Origin of the sequence: Desulfofundulus australicus DSM 11792 (genome assembly GCF_900129285.1) — a bacterium.
GTDB lineage: Bacteria > Bacillota > Desulfotomaculia > Desulfotomaculales > Desulfovirgulaceae > Desulfofundulus > Desulfofundulus australicus.
In genome coordinates, this window is sequence record NZ_FQUW01000009.1 from 51,413 (window position 1) to 66,534 (window position 15,122).

Consider the following 15,122-nt stretch of genomic DNA (forward strand, 5'->3'; position numbering starts at 1 on the left):
GCCCCAAACCGCATCTCGAGGCATTGCAGGCCGGGTTTTACCGGCGCCGGGAGCACAGCTTTTAGCCCTCTTCCCCCGGCGCTTCCTCCCGCCGGACCTCCACCACCCGGTTCTGCCCGTCCACCATGACCACCGTGGGCGAGAAACCGGCCGCTTCCTCCGGGGTCATCAGGGCATAGGCTATGATGATAACCGTATCTCCGGGCTGCACCAGCCGGGCGGCGGCACCGTTGAGGCAGATGACGCCGGAATGCGGGGGACCGGCGATCACGTAGGTTTCAAACCGGGCCCCGTTGTTGTTGTTTACCACCTGCACCTTTTCATGGGGTAAAATGCCTGCCGCATCCAGCAGAGCCCGGTCAATGGTGATGCTGCCCATGTAGTTCAGGTTGGCTCCGGTTACCGTGGCCCGGTGAATTTTGGATTTAAAAAGAGTAATGAACATGCCCGCATAACCCCCTTTCCCTTGAGGTGTTTGTCCTCCGGCCCGGCTCCCCGACCCGGGGTGCCGGACCGGATGAAAACACCGGCCTACAGCACCCCGTCCGGGCTGCCGAGCACGACGTTATCAATCAACCGGGTACAACCGAAACGTACGGCCAGGGCCAGGAGGGCCGGCCCTTCCAGGCGGGATACCGGCTGCAGATCGGGAACCGAGCGGAGGTCCACGTAATCGATTTCCGCCCGGGGTTCGGCAGCAATCATGCTGCGCACCAGCTCCACCAGCCGGTCCGCATCCCGTTCCCCCGCTTCGTAGGCCCGGCGGGCGGCCTCCAGGCTCCGGGGAAGCACGGTAGCGGCCCGCCTTTCTTCCGGGCTCAGGTAAACGTTGCGGGAACTCATGGCCAGGCCGTCATCCTCCCGCACCGTGGGTACCGTCACAATTTCCAGATCCATGTTCAGGTCCTCAACCATGCGCCGGATTACCAGGGCCTGCTGGGCATCCTTCTGGCCGAAAAAGGCCCTGTCGGGGCGCACGATGTTGAAGAGCTTGGTCACCACCGTGGCCACCCCCCGGAAATGGCCGGGCCGGGAAAGGCCGCAGAGGCACCCGGTGAGGCCCTCCACATCGACGTGGGTGGCAAAGCCGGGCGGGTACATCTCTTCCACGGAGGGATGAAAGATGGCATCCACGCCCACTTCCCGCGCCAGGGAAACATCCCGGTCCAGATCCCGGGGATAGCGGTCGTAATCCTCCCGCGGGCCGAACTGCAACGGGTTGACAAAAATGCTGACCACCACCACATCACAGGCCTCCTTTGCCCGGCGCATGAGGGTGAGGTGACCCTCGTGGAAATAGCCCATGGTGGGAACAAAGCCCACGCTCAAGCCCCGGGAACGGGCCTGGTGCACAAAATCCCGGATTTCTTTTATCGTGCGGCAGACGAGCAAGATACTCCCCCTCCGGCTCAATACAATTTGCTCAGCACTTCCCCGGGCATATCAAAACCGTGCTCCGGGCCGGGGAAAGCGCCGCTCTGCACTTCCTCCCGGTAGGCCTGCAGGGCCCGGGCAATCTCCTCGTGGAGGTTGGCATAGCGCTTGGCAAACCTGGGCGATTTCCCCATAAACATCCCCAGCAGGTCGTGGGTGACCAGAACCTGCCCGTTGCAGTATGGCCCCGCGCCTATGCCGATGGTGCACACCTCCAGGGTTTCGGTAAGCAGCTTGGCCAGGGGCACGGGTACACACTCCAGGACGATGGCGAAAACCCCCGCCTCCTGGATGGCCCGGGCGTCTTCAAGCAGCTTTTTCGCCTGGGCCTCGTCCTTGCCCTGGACCCTGTAACCGCCCATCTGGTGGATGGACTGGGGTGTCAGCCCCAGGTGGCCCATTACCGGAATGCCGCAGGACACCATGGCCCGGATGGTTTCGGCCACCTCCTGGCCGCCCTCCAGTTTGACCGCCTGGGCACCGCCTTCCTGCAGGATGCGGCCGGCATTGCGCAGGGCCTCCTCCCGGGAAATATGGTAGGACAGGAAGGGCAGGTCGCCCACGACCATGGCCCGCTTGACCCCGCGGGTGACGGCCTTGATGTGGTGAACCATGTCGTCCATGGTTACGGGAATGGTGGAATCATAGCCCAGGACGGCATTGCCCAGGGAATCTCCCACTAAAATGGCGTCAATTCCCGCCTCGTCCACCATCCTGGCCATGGGGTAATCGTAGGCCGTAAGCATGGTTATTTTCCGGCCGGTTTTTTTAGCCTCCCGGAAATAGGCGGTGGTAACTCGTTGATTGCTCATAAGGATACCTCCCGGTTATGTTTATTCTTTATTGCCGGCGGAATTGAAAACTTCTTCCAGTTGCCGGGCCTGCCCCCTATCAATGGAGCCCTTTTCCCGGGCCACCCGGACAGTATACAGCCCCAGCAGGCGGTAAAGGTGAGACTCCAGGCTTCCCACCCGCTCCAGGGCCGGCAGGTGCCCGCTGACGGTGGGCACATCGCCCCGGGATACGGGGCCCGTGAGGGCGTTCACCGGTCCCACCCGCCGGATATTGTTTATTGTACCCCGCACCAGGGGATACAACGCTTCAAAGGCCTCCTCCCGGGAGAGGCCAAAACGCCCGTAAAGGCTGGTTGCCAGGTGCATCAAAGACACCAGGTAGTTGGAAGCAATGCAGGCCGCCGCGTGGTAAAGGGGCTTGTCTTCGGCCCTGATGATAAAGGCATGTCCCTTCAGGTCATCAACCACCTGCCGGGCCAGGGGAATGGCCGCTTCGTCCCCCTCCAGGGCGAAGTAAGATCCGGGGAGGTTTTCCATGGCCCCCGCCACATCGGCAAAGGATTGCAGCGGGTGAATGGACACGGCCAGGGCTCCCGCTTCCCGGACACCCCGCAGTTCGCTGGAGGCGTGGGCGCCGCTGGTGTGGGCCACCACCTGGCCGGGGCGGAAACCTCCCTCCCGGGCAATAAGCTCCGCTACCGGGGTAATCTCCCGGTCGGGCGTGGTGATAAAAACCAGATCGGCTTTTAAAGTTGCCTCCCAGGGCCGGTCATAAGCACTGCAGCCCAGGGAACGGGCCAGTTTCCGGGACGATTCCGGGCTCCTGCTGGCCACGGCCACCACGGGGTAACCCCGCTCCTTCAATAGCAGGGCCAGGGCGCTGCCCACTTTACCGCAGCCCACCACGGCCACCGAAGGTTTGTTCATCAAACTCGCCTCCCGTTACCTGAAATTCCCGGCCCACGCCAATCAGCATAGAACTCGCCTGAAACAACAAAAATGCCTTCCGGGTTCCCCGAAAGGCAGCAATCTTCTTCTCCCACCCCCGTCTCGGTCCTTCCCGGCTCCAAGCGGTAATAAGCTTATCCGGTTTTAAGGTTCTAATAAGTATGGTTGGGTATGGCTCCCGCGGGGATACCATCCTCGGGTAAATTTTATCATACCCTCCGGTAATGCACAACAGTTTTTTGAAAATTGTCATACTATTGACAGGAAAAAGGTGTTCCCGGAGTGAAAAAGAATTAATGATTCAGCAGTATCGAACAGGTGGCAGCGGACAAAATGGACAACCGCAGAGAGCAAACATATATCCCCATAGGGCTGCTGGCTTTAATTCAATTGCTGGTGCTGGTGCCGTCCTACTGCCTGCCGGCCGTCCTCCCCCTGGTGGAAAGGCAGTGGGGGATCAGCCATGCCGAGTCCGGGGTGATGGTAGCAGCCTTTCAGGCCGGGTACGTGGCGGCCGCCCTGGTGGCCCTGCCCCTGACGGACCGCATCGACGCCCGCCATGTCTTTGTCGGGGGAGCAGTTTTATCAGCCGTCACCCATTTCCTCTTTCCCCTGCTGGCCCGGGATGCCCTGTCGGGAACCCTGCTGCGGGCCCTGACCGGAGCCGGCCTGGGCGGCATCTATATGCCCGGGGTTAAAATCATTTCCCAGGCTCCCGCCTCCCGCGGCCGGGCGGTGGGCTTTTACGTTTCCTCCTACCTGGCGGGCACTTCCCTTTCCTTTGCCCTCACCGGCGCTTTCACCGCTTTTCTGCCCTGGCAGGAGGCCTACCTGGTCCTGGCCGGGATCAGTTTCGCAGCCGTCTTCCTTTCCCTGTGGCTGTGGCGCCAGCCGGCAGGTGCCTTTTTACCCTGCAGAAGGCAGAATAAAACCCCGGAACCCGGAAAAGCCGGCCCGGCACGGGAGGTACCACAGGCCGGAAAAACGCAGCGCAACCTGGCCCTGGCCCTGGTCATCCTGGGCTATACCGGACACATGTGGGAGATGTACGGCCTGCGCTCCTGGCTGGCCCCCTTTCTGACCGCTGTATTCCAGGAACACTACGCCCGGGCCACCTCGCTGGCGGCCACCCTCACCGCCTTTTCGGTAATGCTGGGGGCACCCTCCACCCTGCTGGCGGGGTGGCTGTCGGACCGCCTGGGGCGTACCCGCACCGCCCTGGCCATCATGCTCACCAGTGCCGCCTGCTCCCTCACCTTCGGCTGGCTGCTGGCGGCACCATTATGGCTCCTGCTGCTGGTGGGCCTGGTCTACAGCCTGACCGTTACCGCCGACTCACCCATATTTTCTGCCGGGCTGGCGGAAATCGCCCCCCGGGAAAAGCTGGGGAGCATCATGGCCTGGCAGACCCTGGTGGGCTACCTTTTTGCCACCGTATCACCCGCTGTTTTCGGGCTGCTCCTCGACCTCTACCCGGGCCCAGCAGGCTGGGTCCTGGCCTTTTCCAGCCTGGGAGCCGGGGTACTGGTGGGAGCGGCGCTGATGTTCTATCTCTCCTTCCTGCCGGCAAGCCGGGCCATGGGGGAACGGCCGCCATCGCGGCGGGTCTCCCGCTGACGCCGCCGGTACCCGCATGCAACATCTATCCACAATAAGAGAATTGAAAAACGGGAGGCCCCCATGTCCGTAATCGATCTGAAAACTGGCGAAAACCTGGTCCTCAAAGCTCTGGTCTGGCGCGGGACGCCGGAACCGCCCCGGGAAGGGCTTGTTTTTTTGCGGGAAGGCAGGGTAGCGGCCGTGGCCGAAGGGGACAACGGCTGCCGGGATAAAGTCCCCGCACCCGGTTCACCGGACCTCCTGGAGCTGCCCGGCTGCACGGTTATCCCCGGTTTAATCGACTGCCACGTTCACCTGGCCCTGGACGGCAGGGATTTTTCGCGGGCGCGGCAGCAATGGAACAACCGGCCGGAATGGCAGGAGCGGGTTAAAGCGGACCTGCAGGAGACCCTGGAACGGGGCATTGTCGCCGTGCGGGACGGGGGGGACCGGGCGGGTATCGGACTGGAGGCGAAACAACTGGTTATGAGCGGCAGGCTGGCCGGGCCCCTGGTACTGGCCTGCGGGCAGGCCCTGCACCGGCAGGGGAAATACGGCTCCTTCCTGGGGCCGGGTTTAACCCCGGCAGAACTGGAAACGGCGGTGGATTCCCTGGCCCGGCAGGGAGTGGATCACCTCAAGGTGCTGGTATCGGGGATAGTAAGCTTTTCCGAATACGGGCGGGTGGGCGGCCCCCAGTTCACCCGTGAGGAACTGCAGCGGATAGTCCACCGTGCCCGCGGGCGGGGGCTGAGGGTTATGGCCCACGCCAGCGGGGAGGAAGCCGTCCGTCTGGCCGTGGAAGCCGGGGTGGATTCCATAGAGCACGGCTATTTCCTCAGCGAAGAATCCCTCCACCGCATGGCCGCCCGGGGCATTGCCTGGGTGCCCACGGTCATCCCGGTGGCCGGGCAGGTGAGGGGACAATGGCGGGCACAATATACCGCCCGGGAAGCGGAGATCATCAACCGTACCTGGCGCCGCCACCTGAAAATGGTCAGAAAAGCCCTGGAAATGGGAGTTACCCTGGGGGTGGGCACCGATGCCGGGGCCACCGGCGTATGCCACGGACGGGGCTTCCTGGAGGAACTGCTGCTCTACCGGGAGGCCGGCCTTTCCCCGGCGAACATCCTCCTGGCCGCCACCCGCAACGGTGCGGCCATCCTGGGCCTGGAACACCTGCTGGGCCGCATTGAACCAGGGCGCCCTGCCTTCCTGGTGGCTGTGGAAGGCAACCCCTGGAAGGACATCGGCGCCCTGGCCAGGGTAAAATATGTCTTCCGGCCCGCACAGTGAAAATTTAGTTCATCACATTGGGCCCCCTGACCACCAGTTCTCCCACCTCGCCCGCAGGCAGCTCCCGGTCATTTTCGTCCACCACCCTGACCTCGACGCCGGGCCCAGCACCTGCAGGATTTCCCTGGGCCTGAAATTAGCCAGAATGGTAATGGTACAGCCCAGGTACAGCGGCAGCAGCACACATACCGTCTTATCCGCCGGTGCCGCTGTACGCAGGCGCCCAGGGTTTCTGGAACACCATCTTATTGTAGGCATACTGGGCGGCCAGATCCGTTAGCGCGTAATTTGCGCTGGCCAGGCTTACTTCCGCCGCCAGTACGTCCACCCTGGTCGCCATGCCCAGCCGGAACATGACCTGTTTTTCTTTCAGCTCCTCTTGGGTCGTAGCTGCCGCCTGTTCCGCGGATTTGTACGATTCCTCCAGGCTTTTCAAGGTGTGGTACAGTTCGCGCACCTGCATTTCCAGGGCATCCCTGGCGTTCCGGGCATCCAGTTCGGCCTGCGCCAGTTCCGCCTGTCGTACGTCATAGGGGGTATACTGCCCGCTGGCAAACATCAGGTCGGTGCTATATTTCTTCTGGGTGACTTTTTGTTCGGCAAGCCACACGGACGGGCTATTTTCCAGCACCCGGTTCACCTCGGTGTCCAGGTCTGCCACCTGAAGCGGGGAAAACTCCAGTTTATCGACTAGGACCGGCCGGTCGCCGGGATGCAGTCCCAGCATCTGGTTCAGCTTTAAATAGGCCTTATCCAGCTCATTTTGCGCCGCCGCCAGTGCGCTTTCCGCTTCCGCCACATCTGCAACGGCCTGTTCCAGCCCTTTTACGGAGGCCGCCGAACCGCTGCTCTGCAGCCTGCCGGTTAAACCCAGGCGGTACGCCGATTGGGACTTCTGCAACTCCAGGCGGGCCAATTCCAGGGCCAGTTCCTTTACCTTTACATTTTCCTGAGCCTTCAATACATTCCAGTACAGCTGGCATACAGCCAGGGTGATGCCGTCGAGCCGGGCGTCATAGCTTTTCTTGGACATGCGCCAGGTCAGATCCGCCTGCAAGAGAGAATACCACGCCGCTTCCACCTCCGGGTCATAACCGCTGTCCCCGGTGGGGGTGAAGCTTAGCCGGTCCGCCGCTTCCTCACGCAGCGCCTCCGTACGTTCAATTTCCAGTTCATCTATTTTCAGGGCCTTATTTTGCTTTACAGCCATCTCTATGGCCTTGCTCAATGAAAGCTCGGGCCGGGCGGGCTCCCCGGCCATGGCAGGCTGCAGCACGTTGAAAAAGGCCAGGGCTGCCATAAGAACTGAAAGTACCAGTTTTTTCATCACTAGTTCTCCCCTCGACCGGATATCCATCAAGCGCCACCAACAGGTGGTGAAAGCGGCCGCCCATCACTCACCGCAACCGGAGTTCCCGGTGGTGCCACTGCCAGCCGCCTGCTTTTCAGTTTCCCGTACAGGCACCCGGAACCAATGAGTACCAGAGCAAACGGAGGGCAGAAGCCATTTTTAACCGCTTCTTACTATCCAAAGAACACAATTTACAGTGAGTGTGGGAGCCAGACTGGTCTCGGCTCAAGTCGTTCAATACGAGCCAGAGCAGGGCTCAAAAACTGGGGATACTTCAGGCTTCCTACCTCTCGAAGCGGAGCGCTTCAATGGGGTCCAGGCCCGCCGCCCTCCTGGCGGGGTAATACCCGAAGAATATGCCCACCGCCGCCGAGAAACCCGCGGATAACAATATGGAAGACAGCGTGACATATGCCGGCCACCCGAAAGCTTTGGAGATTACCCTGGAGCCGGCAATTCCCACAAAAATTCCCATAACCCCCCCGATCAGGCAGAGAACCAGAGCCTCCACCAGGAACTGGTTGCGGATATTGCTTTCGGTTGCTCCCACGGCCATGCGCAGGCCGATCTCCCTTGTCCTCTCCGTAACGGAGACCAGCATGATATTCATGGTTCCTATACCTCCCACCAGAAGGGATACCGCCGCCACACTGGCCAGGAGCAGGGTCATGATGGCCGTGGTGTTCTCCGCGGCTTCCAGAACGGAAGTCAGGTTGCGCACGCTAAAATCATCGGAGCTGGAACCGGTCAGGCGGTGTCTCTCCCGCAGCAGGCTTTCAATGCTGCTCTGGACGAAGGCCATGCTTTCCGGCGTTTCGGCCTGTACATTGATCAGGCCGACATGATTGACCCCCAGCAACCTTTTCTGTGCCGCACTCACCGGTATATACACCACATCGTCCTGATCCTGCCCCCCCATGGAAGCCCCCTTGGCGGAAAGAACCCCAACCACTGTAAAGGGCAATTTATTGATCCTGATTGTCGAACCCACCGGGTTGGTACCCGGCAGGAAAAGGTTGTCCACCACCGTTTTGCCCAGAACTGCCACCATGGCGGCACTTCTCACGTCGTCCCCGCTGAAAAACGACCCCGCGCTCACAGGCCAGTCCTTAATTACCTGCATTTCCGGCGTGGTGCCGACAACCCGGGCGGTCCAGGTCTGGCTGCCGTAACTCAGGGTGCCGCTGGCAGGCAGTTCCGGCGCCACATGGGCCACCATGCTGAGCCCGGCTATGGCCTCCGCATCCTCCAGGGTGAGGGAGTTGACGTTCCCCGAAGCGCCGCGCACGGGGCCCTGCCCGGCCCCGGGAAAGACTAAAAGCAAGTTTGAACCCATGCTGGCAATCTGGCTGGTAATTCTCTTGCTGGCGCCCTGCCCCAGGGAGATCATGATGATGACCGCGGCCACACCGATGATGATGCCGAGCATGGTCAGGAAAGATCTCATTTTATTGGCCCGCAAACCGTTTAAGGCCACTTCCAGGTTGTGCAGGAAGTTCAAGCTGGCACCCCCATTTCTTCGGGAATGGCTGCCAGATCATCGCTGGCATTCCCCGGATTCTCCACCGGCGCATCGCTGAGGATACAGCCGTCCCTCATGTTGACCAGGCGGCGGCAGTACAGGGCGATGTCCTTTTCATGGGTGACCATCACCACAGTGATGCCTTTTTCCATATTCAACCTCTGGATTACCGAAATAATCTCTATGCTTGTCCTTGAATCCAGGGCACCCGTGGGTTCGTCGGCCAGGATTATGGACGGGTCGTTTACCAGGGCCCGGGCGATGGCCACCCTCTGCTGCTGCCCCCCCGACAGCTGGCCGGGATAGTGGTGCACATACCGGGACATCCCGACCCAGTCCAGGGCCTCCTTTGCCCTTTCCTCCATCTCCTTCTTTCCCACCCCGGCATAGACCAGCGGCAGCTGGACATTGGCCAGCACCGGAAACCGACCCAGCAGGTTGAAGCTCTGGAAAACAAAGCCTATTTTTTTGTTGCGGACAAGGGCCAGCTGGTTTTTATTCAGCCGGGAAACATCCTCGCCGCCCAGGTAATAGGTTCCCCCGGTAGGCCTGTCCAGGCAGCCCAGAATGTTGAGGAGGGTGCTCTTGCCCGAACCGGAAGGACCCATAATGGCAACCATTTCACCTTCCTGAACGGTCAAGTTTATTCCCTTCAAGGCGATAACCCGGGTTTCCCCCATGTGGTATATTTTTGTGATGTTCTCCAGCACGATTGCCGGCTTCCCGGCCACATCGCATCACCATCCGAAACTGCTTTTTTGTAACATTTCGTGGAATTCACCTGCTGTGTCGCGTCGCGGAACTTTTCGCCAGCCCACGGTACCGGTTAATTACGCTACCCGTTTGCTGCGGACCGTCCTTCCCGGTCAGCGCCTTCCGCCACCACCCCCGCCGGGAGGCATACCGCCGGGCATAAACGGCATGCTGCCGCCCCGGCTGCTCGTACTTCCTGTTTCCTGATCCAGGGAACCTATCACCACCAAATCCCCTTCCTCAAGACCCTCCAGTACTTCATAGCTTGTGAGATCCGCCAGCCCCAAAACCACCCGCCTGGGCGCGGGTTTGCCGGATTTATCCAGGACAAGGACGACGGCCTGCTGTCCCTGTTCATTCGTCCCTGCCGCCCCGGAAGTCCCGCTTTCATTGCCCCCGCCGCGGGCGGAACCGGCTCCACCGGCCCCTGCGCCGCCCGTGTGTCCGCCACCGGAGTCGCTCCCGGACGGCCGCTGCCCCGGGGCACCGCCCTGTCTCATTTTATTCAGGTAACTGACGGCGTAAGTAACGGCGCTTTTGGGCACGGTGAGGACGTTTTCATGCCTGTCGACGATTATATTCACGTTGGCGGGCATTCCGGCCATCAGCCCATCCTGGTTTTTATCCAGCTGGATGACCGCATCGTAAAGCTGCACGTTGGACTCCGTGTACGCCTGGGGGGAGATGCTGCTCACCCTGCCGGTGAAGGTTTTATTGGGGAAGGAGTTGACCGTGAACTCCGCCTTCTGGCCGACCTTCAACCTGCCGATGTCGGCCTCGTTTACCTGAGCCCTGACCTGCAGGGCTTCCGAAATAATGGTGACGACCCCCCCTCCACTGGTGTTGTTGTTGTTGGCCGCAGCCCGCTGGCCCTCGGAACCGTTGACTTCACTTACAATTCCGTCTATGGGGCTGAACAATTTGGCTTCCGCCAGGTCTTTCCTGGCCATCTGGAGCTGCGCCCTGCAGCTTTCCACCCGGGCGGCGGCTGCTGCGATGTCTTCCGGGCGGTTGCCCGCCTGGAGCAGCTTTAGTGATTCCTCGGCCTGCTTCAATTTGGCCTCCGCGGTGGTAAAATCGGAAATTATCTGGTCCAGGTCGGCCTGTGAAATGTACCCCTCATTGAAAAATTGCTTATAACGCTCAAGCTTGGATTTCGCCAGGTCGTAGCTTGCCCGGGCCATTTTGACGTCCGCCTCGGCCCTGGCTACTTCTTCCGGCCTCGAACCTTCTTTGAGCAACTCCAGATTGGCCGTGGCCTCCTTCAAATTCGCCGAGGCCTGGATTACCTGCGCTTCCAGGCTGGCGGTGTCCTGTTCCGCCAGCAGCTGGCCGGCGGTAACCCGGTCACCCACCTTTACGTATATTTTCTTGATTACTTCGGCATTTTCAAAACCCAGGGAAACTGTTTTCACCGGCTCGACCACACCGCTGGCCGGGATACTGCTGGTGATGGTGCTCCTCTTGACGGTACTGGTGAGGTAACTCCCGCTCGCTTTTCTTGTTCCACCCAGAAAATAAAAGCCTGCCACGACCAAAACGAAAATTGCCGCCATACCGATGATTATTTTTTTTCTCCCGAAGACACCGGAAACAATTTTAAGGTGCCTGGTAAAGAAACTCGGCTCGCTTTGCATCCGCTTCCCCCCGTATTTCAGCTGGTAACCGGTTTCAATTAATGTTCCCCAGTGGAATGATAACCGTCGAAGATACACCGCCCCTCTCATTTTTCAAACTGATCTCTCCCTGGTACATCTTAACAATCCGCTGCACTATGGTCAGCCCCAGCCCGAATTTGCCCTCCCGCCCTTTATGGAAGGGCTGGAAAAGTTGCTCGAGAATATGGGGCTCAATCCTGGAACCGTCGTTCCAGAAACGGAGGATTACACCTTTTTTTTCATTGTCCAACCCGAGGTCGATCTCAAGGCGTGAAGACGCATAACGCAGGTGGTTTTCCAGCAGGTTTTCAACCATAACCCGCAGAACCTCCTCATCCCCTGAAATACTTACCGGCTGCAGGTCCATCCGGCACGATATTTCCGGCCTCTGCGGGCATAGACGCTGGACTATATTTTCAACCAGCGTGTTCAATTTTACCTCTTTTTGAACCCTTTCCCGCGTGGCCAGGTAATCAAGCCGTGTCAGGTAAAGCAACTGCTTGACCAGCTTTTCCAGGCGCGCACCCTCCTCGTCAATCACCCGGATGCTGCCGGCCAGATCGCCCTTCGGGTAGACCCCGTCCTGGATGGCCTGGGCATAGCTGCGGATCACCATGACCGGTGTTTTCAGCTCGTGGGAGATATTCTGCAGCATGGATTGCTGCATCTCGTCCTGGCGGACAAGCTGCCGGCGCATAACCTCGATGGAGCGGGCCAGCCGTCCTATTTCATCGCCACGCTTCACCTCCAGGGGTTCGTGCCAGTTGCGGCTGGCAATACGCTTCACATGCCGTTCCATTTGGATCAGGGGCCGGGTCAGGTAGCGGGCAATAAAAAGAGAGGCAAACCAGCTGATTATCAGGGCAATACCGGTGAACACCAGAAAGTTCAGCAGCAGGGATTTTATAAACCTGTCTTCTTCAGATTTCCTGATGAGCGCCACCCGGTAGAGGGGGCGCCCGTAAGCCTGCTCCTTCCTTATGACGTAGCGGATATTTTCCTGGCCGCGGTTATATTCATACAGACGGGCGGATGCTTTCTGGGCCACGGCGTTCTGCAGGATTTCCCGGATAAACGAAGATGAAAACATTTGCCCGGCCTCTGCGGGAATGGTGGTCCCGTCCTCCAGGACGATAAAATCACGGATGCGGAATTCCGGCCTGCCCAGGACAGGGGGACCGGGAGGTGGAGCGGGGGGCGGCGCTTCCCCCCGGGCGTTTTTTTCGGGTGGCTTCTCCGGCGGCGCCTGGGGCCCCATCATGTTGAGCGTAAAAAAGTTGCGGACCAGAAAGGGCATGATCAGCATGACAATCACATACACCAGAAGGCTGACCAGCGAAAGGGCCAGCCACATCTTTACCGTCAGCGAAATTTTTTTCATTTGACCGTCATCCTGTATCCAAAGCCATATATGGTTTCAATGCGGAGGTCAGGCATTTTTTTCCGCAACTTTAACCCGTATCATGCAAGTTATTTTATCTTTCTGTAAATATTTAGCAATTATGTGGCATCACACTTAAATCTATATATACAGGTGAAATACGGAAAAATCATCAAGGAATTATGGGAAATTGTGAAAACGATAACCACCAGCTGATTATCAGAGCAATACCGGTTAAGTTGCAGATTAACAAGGCATGATGAGCATGATAATCACATACACCTGCAGCCCGGCCGGCGAAAAGGCCGGCCGGTTTATCTACTTTAGAAAGGCACGGCGTTGTCCCGCCAGCTACCCTGGGCTTCCGCATGGGACAACGCCGTGCCTTTGTGGTTAACACACAGCGGGTCTACCGGACATTTACCAGTCTATTGATTTGTTTTTAACATCACCTCACGCAATTCCCTGTTTCTTTCCTGCAGTTGTTTCAAAAGCTGCGGCAGCAGCTCTTTAATCCTGGCTTCATCACCGGCCTCCACTGCTTTTCTAAACTCATCCATCAACTGCTTTTCCCCGTTAGCCCGGGACGAACCGGGTCCCGGCACGCGCGGGCCTTCTTTTCCGAGCCCCAGTTTTTTGAATTCTTCCCTCGCCTGTTCCGGCGTCAGCTTGCCGTTCTCGACATCTTTGCGAATGGCTTCGACTTTTTCTTTCACCTCAGCGGGCAGTTGGGGCGGTTCCCCTCTGCCAAGCCCCAGTTTTCTGAACTCTTCCCTGGCCTGTTCCGGTGTCAGCCTGCCGTTCTCGACATCTTTACGGATTGGATGGCCTCGACTTTTTCTTTCACCTCAGCGGATATTTGAGGTCTTTGCCTTTGCACCGGTGCCTTTTCCTTCAACTCACCCCTTAATTGCTCCCGCTCAGCAAGGGCATTTTTCCACTCTTCCAGAATTTCCGGAGTATACTTGCTAACCATTTCCAGCAGCTTTTCCTCATTTTGCTGGCGCTGCTCACCGTTAAGGCGCTGGTGGTAGGCCAATCCCTTTTTAACAGGTATATCTTTTTCAGCCGTGCCGGCATCAGCTGCAAATGCGGCAACCGGGACCAGTAGCGACAATGCCAGGGCAGTTGATATAATTCTCGTTTTCCATTTGTTCATTACTCATTCCTCCCTGTAAATATTTAGTATTTATGTGGCGCCACACTTAAAATATACAGGTGGAATGCGGAAATATTATCAAGGAATTGTGGAAAATAATATAAACCAGTGCCCTCGCACTGGTTTAACCCCTTGCCTTCTGCCGCAAATAGGCGGCAATAAATTCGTCTATTTCCCCGTCCATGACCGCCTGGACGTTGCCCACCTCCACCCCGGTGCGGTGGTCCTTGACCAGGCTGTAGGGGTGAAAGACGTAGGAGCGGATCTGGTTGCCCCAGGCAATTTCCGCCTGCTCGCCCCGCAGGGCGGCCAGTTCGGCCTCCTTTTTCTTCATTTCCAGATCCAGCAGCTTAGCCCTGAGCAGTTTCATGGCCGCATTGCGGTTGGCAATCTGGGAGCGCTCGCTCTGGCACTGGACCACAATGCCCGTAGGCAGGTGGGTGATGCGCACCGCCGACTCGGTCTTGTTTACGTGCTGCCCGCCGGCCCCGCTGGAACGGAAAGTATCTATTTTCAGATCCTCGGGTTTGATTTCCAAATTCACATCCTCCTCCACCTCGGGCAGCACATCCACCGAAGCAAAGGAGGTATGCCGCCGCCCGGCGGCGTCAAAGGGGGATATGCGCACCAGCCGGTGGACACCCTTTTCCGCCCGCAGGTAACCGTAGGCATTGGGACCGGCTACGGAAAAGGTGACGCTTTTTATGCCCGCCTCGTCACCGGGCAGCATATCCATGATGGTCACCCGGTAGCCCTTTTCCTCCGCCCAGCGGGTGTACATGCGCAGGAGCATCTCCACCCAGTCCTGGGCCTCGGTGCCGCCGGCCCCGGCATGGAGGGAGACAATGGCATTCCCCCGGTCGTAGGGGCCGTTCAGCAGCACCTCCAGCTCCATTTTCTCCACCCGCCGGGCCAGCTTCTTCAGCTCCCCGGCCACCTCCCGGGCCACCGTCTCGTCCTCCTCTTCTTCCCCCAGGGCCAGGAGGACGGCCAGGTCCTCGTGAGCCCGGGCCAGCTCCCGGTACTGGGCCACCCGGTCCTTTAAGGCGGCCAGTTTCTGCGTCACCTGCTGGGCTTTTTCCGGATCATTCCAGAAACCCGGGTCCATCATGGTTTCTTCCAGGCGCTTTATTTCCTCTTCCTTCCTGGCGATGTCAAAGAGAAACCCTCAATTCTTCGATGCGTTTGCCCAGGTTCTCCAGTTCCCGGGACAGTTCGGCGTACATA

General features: G+C 59.1%; 14 protein-coding genes and 1 pseudogene. 2 read left to right on the plus strand and 13 right to left on the minus strand.

Annotation, left to right across the window (positions count from 1 at the left end; all coding sequences use genetic code 11):
- Positions 1-61: 61 nt before the first annotated feature.
- From panD to BUB44_RS04220, 4 genes are all read right to left on the minus strand, one after another.
- Entirely contained in the window at positions 62-445 is a 384-nt protein-coding gene (gene panD / locus BUB44_RS04205; protein WP_027355822.1) for an aspartate 1-decarboxylase, read from the minus strand.
- Positions 446-531: 86 nt separating this feature from the next.
- Positions 532-1,392 carry a pantoate--beta-alanine ligase gene (gene panC / locus BUB44_RS04210; protein WP_073163443.1) on the minus strand — a complete coding sequence of 287 codons (861 nt, stop codon included), beginning with the start codon at positions 1,390-1,392 and terminating at the stop codon, positions 532-534.
- Positions 1,393-1,409: 17 nt separating this feature from the next.
- Positions 1,410-2,246: a 3-methyl-2-oxobutanoate hydroxymethyltransferase gene (gene panB, locus BUB44_RS04215; protein ID WP_073163444.1), complete on the minus strand. Its 837-nt coding sequence runs from the start codon at positions 2,244-2,246 to the stop codon at positions 1,410-1,412.
- 21 nt (positions 2,247-2,267) lie between these two features.
- Positions 2,268-3,155, minus strand: a complete 888-nt coding sequence (locus BUB44_RS04220) for a Rossmann-like and DUF2520 domain-containing protein (protein ID WP_073163446.1) — start codon at positions 3,153-3,155, stop codon at positions 2,268-2,270.
- 354 nt (positions 3,156-3,509) lie between these two features.
- Between BUB44_RS04220 and BUB44_RS04225 the strand changes: the two genes are divergently transcribed.
- Together BUB44_RS04225 and BUB44_RS04230 are read left to right on the plus strand one after the other, a co-directional pair.
- Positions 3,510-4,793: an MFS transporter gene (locus BUB44_RS04225; protein ID WP_073163448.1), complete on the plus strand. Its 1,284-nt coding sequence runs from the start codon at positions 3,510-3,512 to the stop codon at positions 4,791-4,793.
- A gap of 63 nt (positions 4,794-4,856) precedes the next feature.
- Positions 4,857-6,071: an amidohydrolase family protein gene (locus BUB44_RS04230; RefSeq protein ID WP_073163450.1), complete on the plus strand. Its 1,215-nt coding sequence runs from the start codon at positions 4,857-4,859 to the stop codon at positions 6,069-6,071.
- A 4-nt stretch (positions 6,072-6,075) separates the two neighbouring features.
- Here the strand turns inward: BUB44_RS04230 and BUB44_RS15065 are convergent.
- The 9 genes and pseudogenes from BUB44_RS15065 to prfB all read right to left on the minus strand — a co-directional run.
- Positions 6,076-6,162, minus strand: a pseudogene (locus BUB44_RS15065) (hypothetical protein); the annotation flags it as partial.
- A gap of 102 nt (positions 6,163-6,264) precedes the next feature.
- Positions 6,265-7,398: a TolC family protein gene (locus BUB44_RS04240; protein ID WP_073163451.1), complete on the minus strand. Its 1,134-nt coding sequence runs from the start codon at positions 7,396-7,398 to the stop codon at positions 6,265-6,267.
- A 307-nt stretch (positions 7,399-7,705) separates the two neighbouring features.
- Complete coding sequence (locus BUB44_RS04245) at positions 7,706-8,923, minus strand: ABC transporter permease (protein WP_114362073.1); 1,218 nt, start codon at positions 8,921-8,923, stop codon at positions 7,706-7,708.
- Entirely contained in the window at positions 8,920-9,675 is a 756-nt protein-coding gene (locus BUB44_RS04250) for an ABC transporter ATP-binding protein (protein WP_073163453.1), read from the minus strand. Before BUB44_RS04250 ends, BUB44_RS04245 begins: the two co-directional genes overlap by 4 nt.
- A 135-nt stretch (positions 9,676-9,810) precedes the next feature.
- Positions 9,811-11,334 (minus strand): efflux RND transporter periplasmic adaptor subunit, encoded by a 1,524-nt coding sequence (locus BUB44_RS04255; RefSeq protein ID WP_073163455.1) that lies wholly within the window; start codon positions 11,332-11,334, stop codon positions 9,811-9,813.
- Between the two features lie 34 nt (positions 11,335-11,368).
- Complete coding sequence (locus BUB44_RS04260) at positions 11,369-12,736, minus strand: sensor histidine kinase (RefSeq protein ID WP_073163457.1); 1,368 nt, start codon at positions 12,734-12,736, stop codon at positions 11,369-11,371.
- A gap of 428 nt (positions 12,737-13,164) precedes the next feature.
- Complete coding sequence (locus BUB44_RS04265; RefSeq protein WP_073163458.1) at positions 13,165-13,452, minus strand: hypothetical protein; 288 nt, start codon at positions 13,450-13,452, stop codon at positions 13,165-13,167.
- A 74-nt stretch (positions 13,453-13,526) separates the two neighbouring features.
- Positions 13,527-13,895 carry a hypothetical protein gene (locus BUB44_RS04270; protein WP_073163460.1) on the minus strand — a complete coding sequence of 123 codons (369 nt, stop codon included), beginning with the start codon at positions 13,893-13,895 and terminating at the stop codon, positions 13,527-13,529.
- A 124-nt stretch (positions 13,896-14,019) separates the two neighbouring features.
- Positions 14,020-15,121, minus strand: a protein-coding gene (gene prfB, locus BUB44_RS04275; RefSeq protein ID WP_114362075.1) for a peptide chain release factor 2 whose coding sequence is annotated in 2 segments (ribosomal slippage) — positions 14,020-15,051 and positions 15,053-15,121 — 1,101 coding nt in all. Because the reading frame shifts where the segments join, the coding sequence is not laid out codon by codon here.
- Between the last annotated feature and the right edge of the window lies 1 nt (position 15,122).

Bases quoted from the DNA above. Each gene is read 5' to 3' on its own strand.
- BUB44_RS04270 (WP_073163460.1), bottom strand. From the start codon at position 13,895: ATGAACAAATGGAAAACGAGAATTATATCAACTGCCCTGGCATTGTCG.
- BUB44_RS04230 (WP_073163450.1), top strand. From the start codon at position 4,857: ATGTCCGTAATCGATCTGAAAACTGGCGAAAACCTGGTCCTCAAAGCT.
- panB (WP_073163444.1), bottom strand. From the start codon at position 2,246: ATGAGCAATCAACGAGTTACCACCGCCTATTTCCGGGAGGCTAAAAAA.
- BUB44_RS04260 (WP_073163457.1), bottom strand. From the start codon at position 12,736: ATGAAAAAAATTTCGCTGACGGTAAAGATGTGGCTGGCCCTTTCGCTG.
- BUB44_RS04220 (WP_073163446.1), bottom strand. From the start codon at position 3,155: ATGAACAAACCTTCGGTGGCCGTGGTGGGCTGCGGTAAAGTGGGCAGC.
- BUB44_RS04240 (WP_073163451.1), bottom strand. From the start codon at position 7,398: ATGAAAAAACTGGTACTTTCAGTTCTTATGGCAGCCCTGGCCTTTTTC.
- BUB44_RS04225 (WP_073163448.1), top strand. From the start codon at position 3,510: ATGGACAACCGCAGAGAGCAAACATATATCCCCATAGGGCTGCTGGCT.
- BUB44_RS04255 (WP_073163455.1), bottom strand. From the start codon at position 11,334: ATGCAAAGCGAGCCGAGTTTCTTTACCAGGCACCTTAAAATTGTTTCC.
- panD (WP_027355822.1), bottom strand. From the start codon at position 445: ATGTTCATTACTCTTTTTAAATCCAAAATTCACCGGGCCACGGTAACC.